Here is a 14929-nt window from a genome sequence, read left to right as displayed (position 1 = left end):
TACCGAGGCGGAACGAGGAGCCGGGAGCCCACTACGTCGCACGGCGTAGTGTGCGCCGCATGCCCGCACTGACCGACACGTTCACCATGTCCAACGGTCTGCACATCCCGAAGATCGGCTTCGGGACGTGGCAGATCCCGTCCGGCAGCGATGCCTACGACGCCACGAAGACCGCCATCGAGGCGGGTTACCGCCACATCGACACCGCGCTCGCCTACGGCAACGAGGCCAGCGTCGGCGAAGCCGTCCGCGACAGCGGCGTCCCGCGCGACGAGCTCTTCATCACGACGAAGCTCCCCGCCGAGGTGAAGACCGCGTCCGGCGCGCGCGACGCCTTCGAGGAGTCGTCACGCAACCTCGACCTCGGCCACGTCGACCTGTACCTGATCCACGCGCCGTGGCCGTGGAGCGACATGGGGTCCGACCACCGCGACGGCAACGTCGAGGTGTGGAAGGTGTTCGAGGAGCTCTACGACGCCGGCCGCACGAAGAGCATCGGTGTCTCGAACTTCATGGTCGCCGACCTCGAGGACCTGCTCGGACGGACCGACGTCGTCCCCCACGCGAACCAGATCCGCTGGTTCGTCGGGAACACGCAGGACGAGACGACCGCCTTCGACCGGGAGCACGACATCCTCACCGAGGGGTACTCGCCGCTCGCGACCGGCGGGCTGCTCGAGAACGGCACCATCGCGGACATCGCGGCGAAGTACGACAAGTCCGTGGCGCAGGTCGCGATCCGGTACCTCCTCGAGAAGGACGTGCTGCCGCTGCCGAAGTCGACGACGCCGTCGCGGATCGCAGAGAACGCCGACGTGGACTTCGTGCTGTCGGCGGAGGACGTGGCGGCGCTCGACGCACTGGAGGACACGACGGCGTGAGCCGGGGTCGCTGACGAGGGTCGCTGACGCGACCGCACAGCGGACGGGAGGCCCGTGGCGGGATCGCCACGGGCCTCCCGTCCGTCGTCGCGCACTGTTTACATGCAGACGGTCGCCGACACGAGGACGAAACAGACGGGCAACGGCCACGACACAGCGCCGCACGACACTCGTAGTACCTGTCACCCGACAGGTACCGCCGCGAAAGGTCCTGCAGCCATGCGCTCTCCCGAAGCTCCGCTCCACGCACCACGCGCCACCACGTCCGCCGGCCCCGCCGCCGGCCCGTCGACCGCCGCTTCCGACCTCGCCGCCCTCGGCTACGAGCAGGAGCTCCACCGGGGCGTCGGGTCGTTCTCGTCGTTCGCCGCCGGGTTCTCCTTCGTGTCGATCCTCACCACGGTGTTCCAGCTCTTCGGCCTCGGCTTCGGCCTCGGTGGTGCCGCGTTCTTCTGGGCCTGGCCGCTCGTCTTCGGCGGCCAGCTCCTCGTCGCGCTCAACTTCGCGCAGCTCGCCGCCCGCTGGCCGATCTCCGGCGCGATCTTCCAGTGGTCGAGTCGGCTCGCCGGCGCCCGGTTCGGCTGGTTCACCGGCTGGACGATGATCATCGGCCAGATCCTGACCGTGGCCGTCGCCGCGATCGCCGTGCAGGCGGTCCTGCCGTCGATCTGGACGGGTTTCCAGGTCGTGGGCGGCCCGACGGCGGACCCCTCGGTCGCCTCGCCCACCGGTGCCGCGAACGCCGTGGTGCTCGGACTCGTGATGCTCGTGCTGACGACGGTCGTCAACATCGTGAGCGTCCGGTTCATGGCCCGCGTGACGAGCTTCGGTGTGCTGGTGGAGATCGTCGGGGTGGTCGTCCTCATCGCCGCACTGTTCGTGCTCCCGCACCGGTCGGCCACGGTGGTGTTCTCGACCGCCGGCTCGACGAGCACCGAGCCGTACGTGTGGGCGTTCCTCGCATCGTCCCTGATGGCCGCGTACGTCATGGTCGGGTTCGACTCCGCCGGTGAACTCGCCGAGGAGACCCACAACCCGCGCCGCACCACCCCGAAGACGATCGTCCGCGCCCTGACCGTCTCGGGCCTCGGCGGCGGACTGCTCATCGTCGGCGCACTCGTCGCCGCGCCGAGCCTGACCGACGGCAAGCTCGCCACACAGGGCCTCGCCTGGGTGATCACCTCGACCCTCGGCGACGTCTTCGGGCGACTCCTGCTCTGCTGCGTCGCGGTCGCCGTGTTCGCGTGCACGCTGGCCGTCCAGACCGCGGGCGCCCGGATGGTCTACTCGATGGCCCGGGAGCGCGCGCTGCCGTTCCACCGCGTCCTGTCGAGGGTCTCGCCCCGGACCGGCACGCCCATCGCCGCCTCGATCGTCGTCGGCGTCGGCGCCGGGCTGGCCCTCGCGGTGAACATCGGCCAGTCCGCGATCTTCACCGCCCTGTCGAGCCTCTGCATCGCGATGCTGTACCTCGCCTACCTCGGTGTGACGGGCCCGCTCCTCGTCGAGCGGATCCGCACGCGGCGGACCGGGCTGCCGACCGGTGTGGACGAGGACGGGAAGCCGCTGTTCACGCTCGGCCGGTGGGGCATCCCGCTGAACGCCCTCGCCGTCGCGTTCCAGGTCGGCATGGCCGTCAACCTCATCTGGCCGCGGCCGGAGATCTACGACCTCACCGGGCACTCGTGGTGGCTGCAGTACAGCGCGCTCCTGTTCATCGGTGCCGTCCTGCTCGTCGGCTGGGCCTGGTCCTCGTGGCGGAACCGCACCCACGGTCCGCTCACGCTCGCCGAGGTGCCGCACACCGCGCCGACGCCGATCGCCCCCGTCGAGGCCTGATCGAGCGGGCCGGTCGACCCCGGGACCGGTCCGCCGCCCGCCTCGCCCGCACCGACCCGGCACCAGTTCCGCCCGCTCCGCCCGCTCCACCGAAAGGCCCCACCCGTGCGCGACCTCCACCAGACCGACAGCGTGACCGCCTCACGCTCCGACGCCCGAGCGCAGGCCGGGACGACGTCCGACTGGATGCCGTACCTGCCCGCCTCGACCTCGCCGTTCACCCCGGACGGCGTCGACCCGGCCGAGCTGGTCTGGGCCGAGACGGTCGCGCCGGGCGGGTACACGCACAAGGTGCTCGCCCGTGGGACCCGCTTCCGGTTCGACGACCCGACCGGCGACGCCTGCGCCAACCTCCTCGTGCACAACGCGCTCGAGCCGTGGGAGCGCCTGAACGTCGCCGACACCCAGAAGATCCCGTGGCAGGCGTACCTCGGGCAGGGCTCGCCGCTCCTCAGCGGGGACGGGCGGATCCTGGCGAGCATCGTCGAGGACACCTCCGGCCACCACGACGCCTTCTGCGGCACGAGCACCGACGCTTGGAACGAGCGGAAGTACGGCGATGCCGCACCAGAGGGTCCGTCGCCGAGCGGGCGGTCCCTGCTCGCGAAGGCGGCGGCCAAGCACGGGCTGTCGAGGCGCGACCTGCCGCCGAGCGTCTCGTTCTTCCAGGGCGTGCACGTCGAGGCGGACGGGACCCTGACCCCGACGGGCTCCGCCGGCCCGGACCGACACGTCACCCTCATCGCCGAGCTGCCGCTCCTCGTCCTCGTCGCGAACGTGCCGCACCCGCTCGACCCGCGCGCCGAGTACACCGTCGGTCCGCTCCGCGTGCACGCGTGGCGCGGGGCGGCGACGGCGGCGACGGACCCGCGGGCCACGGCGACGCCCGAGCTGCACCGTGCGCACCTCAACTCGATCGACTACGCGGAAGCACGAGGCTGCTGATGACCACCGCCACCACCACGTCCACCGTCCCGGTCGGCGCCGTCCACGACCCCGACGTCCCCCTCGACTGGGGCGACTCCCTGGTCCCCGGCACCGTGGTCCGTGACGACCGCGTCGCCCCGCTCGCACCGTGGTCGGCCGTGGTCCGGGCCGGCGAGGTCCTGACGATCGTCGACGTCGGGGGCAACCAGAGCGCCGACTGCCTGGTCTACGACGCGCACGACCCCCACGAGCGCTACAGCGTGCCGGACACGCTCGCGGCCCAGGGCAACGCGTACGTCCGCACCGGCACGGTCCTGATGTCGAACGAGGGGCGTCCGCTGATGACCGTCGTCGCGAACGAGATCGACCGGCAGGACACCATCGGCGGCGCGTGCTCGAAGGAGTCGAACACGCTCCGCTACGGCCACCACACCCAGTACCAGCACGGCTGCCGGGAGAACTTCCTCGCGGAGGCCGCACGCCACGGACTCGGCGCGCGCGACCTCGTCTCGAACCTCAACTGGTTCATGAACGTCCCGGTCGAGGAGGACGGCGCGCTCGGCATCGTCGACGGCATGAGCGCCCCCGGCAAACGCGTCGCGGTGCGGGCCGAGCGGGACGTCCTCGTGATCGTGTCCAACTGCCCGCAGATGAACAACCCCTGCAACGACTTCTCCTGCACCCCGCTGCGCATGATCGTGGTCCAGCCGTGACCACGTCGACGGACCCCACCGCCGCACTCGACCCCGACGGGAACGACACCGTGACTCCCCCGCTCTCCACCGACACCGTGCTCGTCGCCAACCGCGGCGAGATCGCCCGCCGCGTGATCCGCTCCGCGAAGGCGCTCGGCATGCGCACCGTCGCCGTGTACTCGGACGCCGACCGCGCGGCCCCGCACGTCCGCGAGGCCGACACCGCCGTCCGGCTCGGCCCTGCGCCGGCACGCGAGTCCTACCTGCGGATCGACGCCGTCGTCCAGGCCGCGCTCGACACCGGCGCGGGTCTCGTGCACCCCGGGTACGGCTTCCTCTCCGAGAACACCGAGTTCGCCGCCGCGTGCGAGGCCGCCGGCATCCGGTTCGTCGGTCCGACCGCCGAGCAGATCGTCCAGTTCGGCGCGAAGCACACCGCCCGCGAGCTCGCGGCCGCCGCCGGCGTGCCGATGCTCGCCGGCACCGGCCTCCTCGCCAGCGTCGAGGACGCCGTCGCGCAGGCCGAGCGCATAGGGCTGCCGGTCATGCTCAAGGCCACCGGCGGCGGCGGCGGCATCGGCATGCAGGCGTGCGCCACGCTCGACGAGGTCCGGGAGGCCTACGCGAGCGTCGAGCGCACCGCCACGGCCGCCTTCGGCTCCGCCGGGATCTTCCTCGAGCGGCTCGTCCGTCCGGCCCGCCACGTCGAGGTCCAGCTGTTCGGCGACGGCGCCGGTCGCGTCGCCGTGATCGGCGACCGCGACTGCTCCCTCCAGCGCCGGAACCAGAAGGTCATCGAGGAGGCTCCGGCCCCGGCACTCCCAGCGCACGTCCGGGAGGCACTGCACGCGTCCGCCCGTCGGCTCGCCGAGAGCGTCGGGTACCGCAGCGCCGGGACCGTCGAGTTCGTCTACGACCCGGTGCGCGAGGAGGCCTCGTTCCTCGAGGTGAACACGCGCCTGCAGGTCGAACACCCGGTCACCGAGGAGGTCTTCGGCGTCGACCTGGTCGAGCTCATGCTGCGACTCGCCCGTGACGGTGCCGCCGGCATCGACGACGACGTGTTCACCCGCGCGTGGACCCCGGACGGCCACGCGGTCGAGGCCCGCGTCTACGCCGAGGACCCGGCGAAGGGCTCCCTGCCGTCGAGCGGCCTCGTCACGCAGGCCGTGTTCCCCGAGCGACCGGGTCTGCGGGTGGACGGCTGGGTCGAGACCGGCTCCGAGGTGTCCGCGTTCTACGACCCGATGCTCGCCAAGGTCATCGCGACGGGCGAGACCCGCGACGACGCCCTCGACCTGCTCCGCGACGGCCTCCTGAACACCCGGATCGACGGCATCGTGACGAACGCCGGGCTGCTCCGCACGCTCACGGACGACCTCGAGCTCCGGACCGCGACGCACTCGACGTCGACGCTCGACGAGACCGAGGACCCGGACCCGCGCATCGACGTCGTCGTGCCGGGGACGATGACGATGATCCAGGACCTCCCCGGCCGTACCGGCTACTGGCAGGTGGGGGTCCCACCGAGCGGCCCCTTCGACGGCGCCTCCTTCGCCGAGGCGAACCGAGCGGTCGGCAACCCGGACGGCGCACCCGCGCTCGAGGTCACGGCGTCCGGGCCGACCCTGAAGTTCTCGGCGAGCGCCGTGGTCGCGGTCACGGGCGCCCCGGTGCCGGTGACGCTCGACGGCGAGTCCGTGGCGATGTGGGAGCCCGTCGAGGTCGCGGCCGGGCAGACCCTCGCGGTCGGCACCGCGGCGGGCCCGGGGCTCCGGGCGTACCTGGCGGTGCGCGGCGGCTTCGACGTCCCGCAGTACCTCGGCTCGACCGCCACGTTCACGCTCGGCGGGTTCGGCGGTCACGCGGGCCGCGCGCTCCTGGCCGGCGACGTCCTGCGGCCCGGTTCCCCCGACGCGGACGCCCCGCACCCGGCGTTCCCCGCCGGTGCCCTGCTCGGGCTCGTCGGTGGCCCGACCCCGGCCGACCGTCGCACCGCGCTGACCGACACGTGGGAGGTCGCCGTCACCGAGGGACCCCACGCGGCCCCGGACTTCTTCACCCGCGACGACCTCGACGTGTTCTACGCGACCGACTACGTCGTCCACCACAACTCCGCACGCACCGGCGTCCGCCTGATAGGCCCACGTCCGGGCTGGGCGCGCACGGACGGCGGTGAGGCGGGCCTGCACCCGTCGAACATCCACGACACCCCGTACGCCGTCGGCGCGATCGACTTCACCGGGGACACCCCGATCATCCTCGGCCCGGACGGGCCGTCCCTGGGCGGGTTCGTCTGCCCCGCGGTGGTCGCCAGCGGCGACCTGTGGAAGCTGGGCCAGCTCCGTCCAGGTGACACCGTGCGCTTCGTCCCCGTCCGCGAGGCCGACGCCGCCGCGCTCGACGCGCACCGGGCCTCCCGGTCGGTGCCGCGCACCGGAGGCGACGGCGACGACGGCGTCCTGGCCCGCCTCGACGCGACCGACGCTCGACCGAGCGTCGCCTACCGACGTGACGGCGACGACAACGTCCTCGTCGAGTACGGCGACATGACGCTCGACATCGCGCTGCGGATGCGGGTGCACGCCCTCATGACGAAACTGCAGGAGGAGGCGCCGAAGGGGATCGTCGACGTCACGCCCGGTATCCGGTCCCTGCAGGTGCACACCGATACGAGCGTGCTGAAGGCGAGCACGATGGCCGGGCTCCTCCGCGAGCTCGAGGACGAGATCCCGCCGACCGACCAGCTCGTGGTGCCCTCGCGGACCGTGAAGCTGCCGCTGTCGTGGGACGACCCCGCGACCCGGCTGGCGATCGAGCGGTACATGGCGGGTGTGCGGGACGACGCCCCGTGGACGCCGTGGAACATCGAGTTCATCCGCCGGATCAACGGCCTCGACAGCGTGGACGACGTGTTCCGCACGGTGTTCGACGCGAGCTACCTCGTGCTCGGGCTCGGCGACGTGTACCTCGGCGCACCGGTCGCCACGCCGCTCGACCCGCGGCACCGGCTCGTGACGACGAAGTACAACCCCGCCCGGACCTGGACGGCCGAGAACTCGGTCGGGATCGGCGGCGCGTACCTCTGCATCTACGGCATGGAAGGGCCCGGCGGGTACCAGTTCGTCGGCCGCACCGTGCAGATCTGGAACCGGTTCCGCCGCGGCGGGCTGTTCCAGGAGGACCCGTGGGCGCTGCGGTTCTTCGACCGGATCGAGTGGTACCCGGTCGGAGCGGACGAGCTGCTCGAGCTCCGGGCCGAGACGGACGCCGGGCGTGGGCACTTCGAGACCGTCGACGGCGAGTTCTCGATCGCGTCGTACAACCGGTTCCTCGCGGAGAACGCCGGCTCGATCGCCGACTTCCGAGCGCAGCAGGCCCGCGCGTTCGACGAGGAGAAGGAGCGGTGGCGGGCGTCTGGCGAGTTCGACGTACGGGACGAACCCGCCGTGGTGCTGCCGGACGAGGTGACGCTGCCGGCCGGGGCGACCGCGGTGACGGCGCCGTTCACCTCGACCGTGTGGCAGGTGGACGTCCGGCCGGGTGACCGCGTGGACGAGGGGCAGAAGCTGCTGGCCGTGGAGGCGATGAAGATGGAGTCGATGGTGCACGCACCGGCCGACGGGCACGTGCTCGAGGTCTACGTGAAGCCGGGTGACCAGGTGGCGCCGGGGCAGGTCCTCGCGGCGATCGGGGCGGCGGCGTGAGCGGGGCCGGCACCGCGACCGCGCACGGGCACGAGCTCGGGGCCCGCGCAGCTGCTCGCGTGCACGACGCCTTCGACCGCATCGCAGCCGTCGACCGGCCCGAGGTCTGGATCACCCTTCGCGACCGCGCGGCGGTCGTCGCGGAGGCGGAGGCCGTCGACCCGACCCTGCCCCTCGCCGGCCTGCTCTTCGCCGTCAAGGACAACATCGACGTCGCCGGACTGCCCACCACCGCGGCGTCCCGCTCGTACGCGTACGAACCGACCCAGGACGCCACCGCGGTCGCCCGGCTCCGGGCCGCCGGCGCGATCGTCGTCGGCAAGACGAACCTCGACCAGTTCGCCACCGGCCTGGTCGGCACCCGATCCCCCTTCGGTGCGGTCCGGAACGCCTGGGACCCGACGCGGATCTCCGGCGGGTCGTCGAGCGGGTCCGCCATCGCGGTCGCGCTCGGGGTCGTCGACTTCGCGCTCGGCACCGACACCGCGGGGTCCGGTCGGGTGCCGGCAGCGCTGGGCGGCATCGTCGGGGTGAAGCCCACGAAGGGCCTCGTCCCGACCACGGGTGTCGTGCCGGCCTGCCGGTCGCAGGACTGCGTGACGGTGTTCGCCCGGTCGCTCGACCTCGCCCGGACCGCCATCGAGCTCATGTCGGGGCCGGACGGCGTCGACCCGCTCGCCCGGCCCGACGCCGCCCTGTCTGACGGGTCGCTCGTCGCGCTGCCCCCGGTCCCGCGGATCGCGGTGCCGCAGGCGTCGCAGCTCGCGGGGCTCGCCCCGGGCTGGGCGGAGGCGTTCGCGCGGGCCGTCGACCGGTTCCGCTCGCTCGGCCACGAGGTCGTCGAGGTCGACATCACCCCGCTCCTCGACGCCGCTGCGCTCCTGTACGACGGTGCGTTCGTCGCCGAGCGGTACGCGGCGGTCGGCGCCCACATCGAAGCGCACCGCGACGAGATGGGCGCGGACCTCGACCCGACCGTCGCCGGGATCGTCCTCGGCGGGGCCGCATCGACGGCGGCGAAGCTCTTCGCCGACCAGGAGCGACTCGACTCCCTCGGCGCCGCCGGGCGTGCGGCCCTCGACGGCACGACCGCCCTCCTCACCCCGACGACGACCTGGCACCCGACCCTCGACGAGGTCGCCGCGGACCCGGTCGGCGCGAACAGCCGGATGGGCCGGTACACGAACTTCGCGAACCTCCTCGACATGGCGTCCCTCGCGGTGCCGGCCGGCTTCGTCGACGGGTTGCCGTTCGGCGTCATGCTCACCGGGCCCGCGTTCAGCGACCGGCGGCTCGCCGCCCTCGCGGCGGCGTTCGCCGCCCCGACCGTCGACCTGCTGGTCGTCGGCGCGCACCTGCGCGACCAACCGCTCAACGGACAGCTGGTCGCGGCGGGTGGGACGTTCCTCCAGGAGGCCCGGACCACCTCCGACTACCGGCTGCACGTCCTCGACACGGTGCCGCCGAAGCCCGGACTGGTCCGGGCGGGCAAGGCCGATGCCGGTGACGGGGTCGGGGACGGTGCGTCCGCCGGCATCGCCGGCGAGGTGTGGCGCCTGCCCGCCGCCGGGTTCGCGACGTTCGTCGCCGCGCTCCCCGCACCGATGGCCATCGGCACGGTCACGCTCGCCGACGGCACCGACGTCACCGGATTCCTCGTCGAGCCGTACGCCGTCGAGGGGGCCGAGGACATCACGCGCCTCGGCGGATGGCGCGCGTACCGGCAGCAGCTCGTCGGAGCGCGGGCATGAGCCCCGGCTGGGAGGATGGCCGCATGGCTCCCGACGACCGCCCCGCCCGGCCCGGCCGACCGCGGGCGGTCCCGGAGTCGGCGTCCGGCCTGAGCCCACGGGACCAGATCCTCGACGCCGCCGCCGCGCTGTTCGTCGAGCACGGCTTCGGAGCCACCTCGACGCGGTCCATCGCCGAGCGCGTCGGCATCCGGCAGGCGTCGCTGTACTACCACTTCGCCGGCAAGGACGACCTCCTCGTGGCGCTGCTGGAGACCTCGGTCCGTCCCAGCCTCCGGTTCGCCGTCGACCTCGACGAACGGGCCGACGGCGGGGTCCCGGCGCCGGCCGCCCTCGCCGCGCTCGTGCGCTTCGACGTCGACACCCTCGCCCGCACGCCCCACAACGTCGGCACGCTCTACCTGCTCCCCGAGGTGCAGGGCGAGCAGTACGCCGGGTTCCGTGCCGACCGTCAGGCGCTGCAGGACGTGTACGCCCGGCTCGGCGCTCGCGCGGCGACGGCCGAGGTCGTCGACGTCGTGTCCGCCGACCGGCTGGGGAGCATCCTCATCCAGCTCGTCGAGACGGTCATCCAGCTCCGCCGGAGCGGCGACGTGCACGCAGCCGACCGCGAGGCGATCACCGCGAGCTGCCTCCGAGTCTGCGGGCTCGGTCCGGACGCCGTCGCGACGGCCCTCCGTGACGCCGAGACCGTCCTCAGCACCACGGGTGCCCCGGCCTGACGCCGTCGATCCGCTCCCCTGCACCGAACCCCCGAACCCTGCCCTCCGGAGGAACTCCTTGACCACCGTCGTCCCCACCGCCCGTCCCCGTCCGCTCGCCGACGCCCTGCTCCCCCGGACCGCCGCCGTCAGCACCGCACTCGTCGTCGGGGGCGCACTGCTCACCGCCGGCGCCGCCCAGCTGTCGGTGCCGCTCTGGCCCGTCCCGATCACCGGGCAGTCCCTCGCCGTCCTGCTCGTCGGCAGTGCGCTCGGTGCCCGTCGCGGCGTGCTCTCGATGCTCCTGTACATCGGCCTCGGACTCGTCGGCCTGCCCGTCTTCGCCGACGGCGCGGCCGGGGCCGGGGTGCTCGTCGGCCCGTCCGGCGGCTACCTGGTCGGTTTCGTCGCCGCTGCCGGACTCGTCGGGTGGGCCGCCGAACGCTTCGGCGATCGCCGGTTCACCGCGGCGTTGGTGTCGTTCTCGCTCGGCACGGTCGTGACCTTCGCCGCCGGGATGGCATGGCTCGCGGTCTCGCTCGGCCTCGACCTGCAGCACACCCTGGCGTACGGCCTGTACCCGTTCGTCCTCGGCGGCGTCGCGAAGGCCCTGATCGGCGCCGGGGTCACCGCGCTCGGCTGGACGGCAGCCCTGCGTCCGACGGGCCGCCCGGGCACGATGGACTGAGCTCGGGAACAGTCGGCCGGTGTCGTCGGTTGGACCGGGTGGTGCCGCAGCCAGCGGCACGACGACCACAGGAGGCCAGCATGACCACCACCGAGACCGCCATCCTCGCCGGCGGGTGCTTCTGGGGAGCGCAGCAGCTCCTCCGTCGACGTCCGGGCGTGATCAGCACCCGCGTCGGCTACTCGGGCGGTGACACCCCGAACGCCACGTACCGCAACCACGGCGACCACGCCGAGGCCGTCGAGATCGTGTTCGACCCGTCGCAGATCTCCTACCGCGACCTGCTCGAGTTCTTCTTCCAGATCCACGACCCGTCGACGAAGGACCGTCAGGGCAACGACATCGGGCGCAGCTACCGCTCGGCGATCTTCTTCACGAACGAGGAGCAGCACCGCGTCGCGCTCGACACCATCGCGGACGTCGACGCGTCGGGCCTCTGGCCGGGCAAGGTCGTCACCGAGGTCGAGCCGGCCGGGGACTTCTGGGAGGCCGAGGAGGAGCACCAGGACTACCTCGAGAAGCGTCCGAACGGGTACACCTGCCACTTCGTGCGCCCGGGCTGGAAGCTCCCGCACCGTGACGAGGCGACCGCCACGGCGTAGGCGCGCACGCCTGACGGCGTGACCGCACGACGGACGGGAGGCGCGGTGCCATCCGGCACCGCGCCTCCCGTCCGTCGAATCGAGTGCTCGACCAGGTCCGACGTCACTCGTCGCGCCAGGGCTGCCGCGCGATCCAGACGAAGACGAGTGTCATACCGAGGACACCGAAGGACGCCGGGACGGCTTGAGGCACCGCTGGGACGTCGAGCGCGGTGACACCGCTGATCAGCAAACAGCCGCCGGCAGCGATGAGCAGCGGGCTGCGCCACGACGCTCGGGGTTCCGGTGATTCAGATCCCACCGCGACGCTTCCCCTCCGCCAGCACCTTGAGCCCTGCACGCAGCGCCTGCAGGGCGATGCGATGCTTGCTCGTCTGTCGCTGCAGCGCAGCAGCAGCGATGTCGTCCGGTAGGCGGTCGTGCGTGGAGAACCTGATCAGCATCGACCGAGGCCGCTCGTCATGTTCCGTGCAGCGCACACCGGCATGGTCATCTCGCATTCCTTCGGCTCCCCCGATCTCGATCAGCTGGTGGTGTCGGGATTGCTCTCCGATATCACCATAGATCGAGACTACCCCACCAAGACAGTGCATTTCAGTACTGTGCTTCACATGCAGAGCATCAACAAACGATCCGGTATCGCGGCGGGTTGCGCTGTCATGGCCCTCGCCGCAGCCCCCCTCGCTGGGACAGCGACCCCCGCAGACGCGGCAACTTCGTACTCGGTCTCGATCACACCGGACATCAAGCCCGGTGAGAGCTTCCTCGGCTTCCCGACCGGACCGACGACGAGGTCCGTCCGCTTCTACTCCGCTGCGTCCGCGCAGATGAAGAGCATCTCGACGCATGCGGTCGTTCGGAATCTCTACAGCAACGCGCTCTTCTACGACACGACAGCGTCGTCGACATCTTCCAACATCAAGTCCTTGACCTGGACGACACCCAGCAAGTACCAGTCAGGCTTCGGGTACAAGGCCACGATGACCTCGAAGTTCACGACCAAGTCAGGCTCGGTGGCGACCAAGTCGACCTCCAAGCAGTGGGTCTCGCCGAAGGTGTGAGGCCGGCCGGACGCCGGTGGCCATGGAGGTTGCACGATCACCGGCGCTCCGCGAGAGCGTTCGAGACCGTCTTCCTTGCATCGGTGGTGTTGACGATCACGTCCGGTTGCGGATCACCCACGGCTCCGGAACACGACCTGGACGGCGATGCAACCGTCGAAGCCAGCTACGACTCAGCCACTGATCCGGAGTTCGTCGATACAAACCCCACGCGGTTCGCCCTCCAGCCCGATGGTCGGCTCACGGCTTTCGTTCGGATCACTTCGTCTCAGAAAGTTCCTCGCATCGGCAGCATCTTCACCGTCGCCGACGGGACTTTCGTGTCGAGCGCGATCGAGGCTTCCGAACCCACGGACACGGCGGCGGTCTACAAGCTGACAACAGAAACGCTCCCGCGAGATGTCGGGCTCGTGTCCGTCTACTTCCTCCATCCACCTTCCAGCCCGTTGACTGCGACTCCGGTCGTAGCGGTGCCACTACGAATCGGAACGCACTTCAACACGTCCAAGTGCCAGCCGTCGAACGGTCGCGCTCGATTTGTCCTGGTCCACGTGCGGGAGGCGAATCCGGAACTCACGCATTGTTCGCTGGCTCGGGAGCTACCGGGCACCAGAGCGTTGGACACCAGCGCAGGTGCTTGGCAGAATGCCATCCCCCTCAAGCGATCGCTGCAGGATGAGTCCGCGTCCGAGCTTTCGGGCGAAGTCTTCATCGACGGATGATGGGCCGCTCCGGGGTGCTGGCGGGCGCACCGCAACGAGGCGACCGCCACGGCGGAGGCGCGCACGCCTGAGGGCGTGACCGCCGCCTCGGTGGCGGTCAGCTCCGCCGGCGCCGCCGAGCGATCATCAGCACGGCGCCCGCGACGAGCAGGAGCGCGGTGGCGGCGAGCATCGGGGCGGTGTCGGTGCCGGTGTAGGCGAGGGCATCGCCGTTGCCGACGCCGCTGCCGTTGCCGTTGCCGGGCGCGTTCCCGTTGCCCGCTCCGGCACCGTTCCCGTTGCCGTTCCCCGCACCGTTCCCGTTCCCGTTGCCGTTGCCGTCCGTCAGCGCGACAGTGAACGTCACCGTGTCGGAAGGACCGGACGCACCGGCCGCGCCGACCTGGGTCGCCGTGATGGTGTGCGAACCCGGCCCGAGGGGGACCATGGGCGTGCAGGTCCAGGTCCCGTCGAGCTGGACCGCGACGGTGCAGACGACCGTGTCACCGTCACGCACCGTCACCGTGGCGCCGGGCTCGCCGGTGCCGCCGATCGTCGGCGTCCCGGTCGTCACGGTGCTGCCGTCCGTCGGGGTGGTGATCACCGGGGGCTCGGTCGTCGCGACCGCGGTGTAGGTGAACTGCACAGGCTCCGAGGTGCCCGCGGCGCTCGTCACCGTCACGCTCACGGCACCGACGGCGTGTGCCGGGGTCGTGAACGTCAGTGACGTCCCGTCGGCCGACACCGAGTCCGGCGCGATCGGGTCCGAGCCGTCGACCGACACCGTCGAGTCCGCGGTGAAGTCCGAACCGGTGATCGTGACCGACGTGCCGCCGGTCGTCGGACCGTTGTCCGGGGTGAGTGCCGTCAGCGTCGGCGCTCCGGCGGGCGGTGCGACGTACGTGTACGTCACGGGGTCGGAGGTCCCACCGGCGTTGGTCACGGTCACGTCCACCGGGCCGGCCGCGTGCACCGGGGTGGTGAACGTCAACGTGGTGCCGTCGTCGGAGATCGTCGTCGGGGTGATCGGGGCGGACCCGTCCACGGACACGGTGGTGTCCGTGCTGAACCCGGTGCCCGTCAGCGTCACCGTGGTGCCGCCGCCGGCAGGACCGTTGTCGGGGTCGATCGCCGCGATGGTCGGCGCGGCGACCGGGGCCGCGTTGTAGGTGAACGTCAACGGATCCGACGTCCCCGACGGCGTCGTCACCGTCACGTCCACCGGCCCGGCAGCGTGCGCCGGCGTCGTGAACGTCAACGACGTCCCGTCAGCCGCGATGCTGTCCGGCGTGATCGGGTCCGAGCCATCGACCGACACCGTGCTGTCGTCCGTGAAGTCCGTCCCGGTGACCGTGACCGACGTGCCGCCCGCCACC

14 protein-coding genes are annotated in these 14929 nt (G+C 71.8%); 11 read left to right on the top strand and 3 right to left on the bottom strand.

The window, feature by feature from the left end:
- Positions 1–59 precede the first annotated feature (59 nt).
- The 9 genes from Csp2054_RS10080 to msrA all read left to right on the top strand — a co-directional run bounded on the left by Csp2054_RS10080 (position 60) and on the right by msrA (position 11791).
- A complete protein-coding gene (locus Csp2054_RS10080; RefSeq protein ID WP_096899292.1) occupies positions 60–881 on the top strand; it encodes an aldo/keto reductase in 822 nt (273 codons plus the stop codon).
- Between the two features lie 219 nt (positions 882–1100).
- On the top strand, positions 1101–2720 hold the full coding sequence (locus tag Csp2054_RS10075) for an amino acid permease (protein ID WP_096899186.1): 1620 nt from the start codon (positions 1101–1103) through the stop codon (positions 2718–2720).
- 105 nt (positions 2721–2825) lie between these two features.
- Positions 2826–3665 (top strand): urea amidolyase associated protein UAAP1, encoded by an 840-nt coding sequence (locus tag Csp2054_RS10070; protein ID WP_096899185.1) that lies wholly within the window; start codon positions 2826–2828, stop codon positions 3663–3665.
- Positions 3665–4360 (top strand): urea amidolyase associated protein UAAP2, encoded by a 696-nt coding sequence (locus tag Csp2054_RS10065; RefSeq protein ID WP_096899184.1) that lies wholly within the window; start codon positions 3665–3667, stop codon positions 4358–4360. Before Csp2054_RS10070 ends, Csp2054_RS10065 begins: the two co-directional genes overlap by 1 nt.
- Positions 4361–4410: 50 nt before the next feature.
- Positions 4411–8049, top strand: a complete 3639-nt coding sequence (gene uca, locus Csp2054_RS10060; protein ID WP_096899291.1) for an urea carboxylase — start codon at positions 4411–4413, stop codon at positions 8047–8049.
- Positions 8046–9800, top strand: coding sequence for an allophanate hydrolase (gene atzF, locus Csp2054_RS10055; protein WP_096899183.1), 1755 nt, complete (start codon positions 8046–8048; stop codon positions 9798–9800). Before uca ends, atzF begins: the two co-directional genes overlap by 4 nt.
- Before the next feature lie 23 nt (positions 9801–9823).
- Positions 9824–10522: a TetR/AcrR family transcriptional regulator gene (locus tag Csp2054_RS10050; RefSeq protein WP_096899182.1), complete on the top strand. Its 699-nt coding sequence runs from the start codon at positions 9824–9826 to the stop codon at positions 10520–10522.
- Positions 10523–10580: 58 nt separating this feature from the next.
- Positions 10581–11189 carry a biotin transporter BioY gene (locus Csp2054_RS10045; protein ID WP_096899181.1) on the top strand — a complete coding sequence of 203 codons (609 nt, stop codon included), beginning with the start codon at positions 10581–10583 and terminating at the stop codon, positions 11187–11189.
- An 80-nt stretch (positions 11190–11269) separates the two neighbouring features.
- On the top strand, positions 11270–11791 hold the full coding sequence (gene msrA, locus Csp2054_RS10040; RefSeq protein WP_096899180.1) for a peptide-methionine (S)-S-oxide reductase MsrA: 522 nt from the start codon (positions 11270–11272) through the stop codon (positions 11789–11791).
- Between the two features lie 103 nt (positions 11792–11894).
- Here the strand turns inward: msrA and Csp2054_RS17765 are convergent, their stop codons facing one another.
- Positions 11895–12092, bottom strand: a complete 198-nt coding sequence (locus Csp2054_RS17765; RefSeq protein ID WP_141399221.1) for a hypothetical protein — start codon at positions 12090–12092, stop codon at positions 11895–11897.
- On the bottom strand, positions 12082–12402 hold the full coding sequence (locus tag Csp2054_RS17760) for a hypothetical protein (protein ID WP_141399220.1): 321 nt from the start codon (positions 12400–12402) through the stop codon (positions 12082–12084). Before Csp2054_RS17760 ends, Csp2054_RS17765 begins: the two co-directional genes overlap by 11 nt.
- On the opposite strand from Csp2054_RS17760, the gene Csp2054_RS10035 reads away from it, so the two are divergent.
- Together Csp2054_RS10035 and Csp2054_RS17755 are read left to right on the top strand one after the other, a co-directional pair.
- Entirely contained in the window at positions 12403–12852 is a 450-nt protein-coding gene (locus Csp2054_RS10035; RefSeq protein WP_141399219.1) for a hypothetical protein, read from the top strand.
- A gap of 83 nt (positions 12853–12935) precedes the next feature.
- Positions 12936–13574, top strand: coding sequence for a hypothetical protein (locus Csp2054_RS17755; RefSeq protein ID WP_141399218.1), 639 nt, complete (start codon positions 12936–12938; stop codon positions 13572–13574).
- A gap of 97 nt (positions 13575–13671) precedes the next feature.
- On the opposite strand, the gene Csp2054_RS10030 is transcribed toward Csp2054_RS17755, so the two are convergent.
- Positions 13672–14929, bottom strand: a 1258-nt coding sequence (locus tag Csp2054_RS10030) for an IPT/TIG domain-containing protein (RefSeq protein WP_141399217.1), incomplete at its 5' end; no start/stop codon positions are given.

It is taken from the genome of Curtobacterium sp. 'Ferrero', assembly GCF_002412165.1.
Classification (GTDB): Bacteria; Actinomycetota; Actinomycetes; order Actinomycetales; family Microbacteriaceae; genus Curtobacterium.
The sequence above is the reverse complement of the archived record's forward strand: the minus strand, read 5'-3'. Positions and strand labels throughout refer to the sequence as shown.

What these genes read in the sequence shown, in the direction of transcription:
- Csp2054_RS10080 (WP_096899292.1), top strand. Translation starts at nt 60, where the DNA reads ATGCCCGCACTGACCGACACGTTCACCATGTCCAACGGTCTGCACATC.
- Csp2054_RS10075 (WP_096899186.1), top strand. Translation starts at nt 1,101, where the DNA reads ATGCGCTCTCCCGAAGCTCCGCTCCACGCACCACGCGCCACCACGTCC.
- Csp2054_RS10065 (WP_096899184.1), top strand. Translation starts at nt 3,665, where the DNA reads ATGACCACCGCCACCACCACGTCCACCGTCCCGGTCGGCGCCGTCCAC.
- Csp2054_RS10050 (WP_096899182.1), top strand. Translation starts at nt 9,824, where the DNA reads ATGGCTCCCGACGACCGCCCCGCCCGGCCCGGCCGACCGCGGGCGGTC.
- msrA (WP_096899180.1), top strand. Translation starts at nt 11,270, where the DNA reads ATGACCACCACCGAGACCGCCATCCTCGCCGGCGGGTGCTTCTGGGGA.
- Csp2054_RS10035 (WP_141399219.1), top strand. Translation starts at nt 12,403, where the DNA reads ATGCAGAGCATCAACAAACGATCCGGTATCGCGGCGGGTTGCGCTGTC.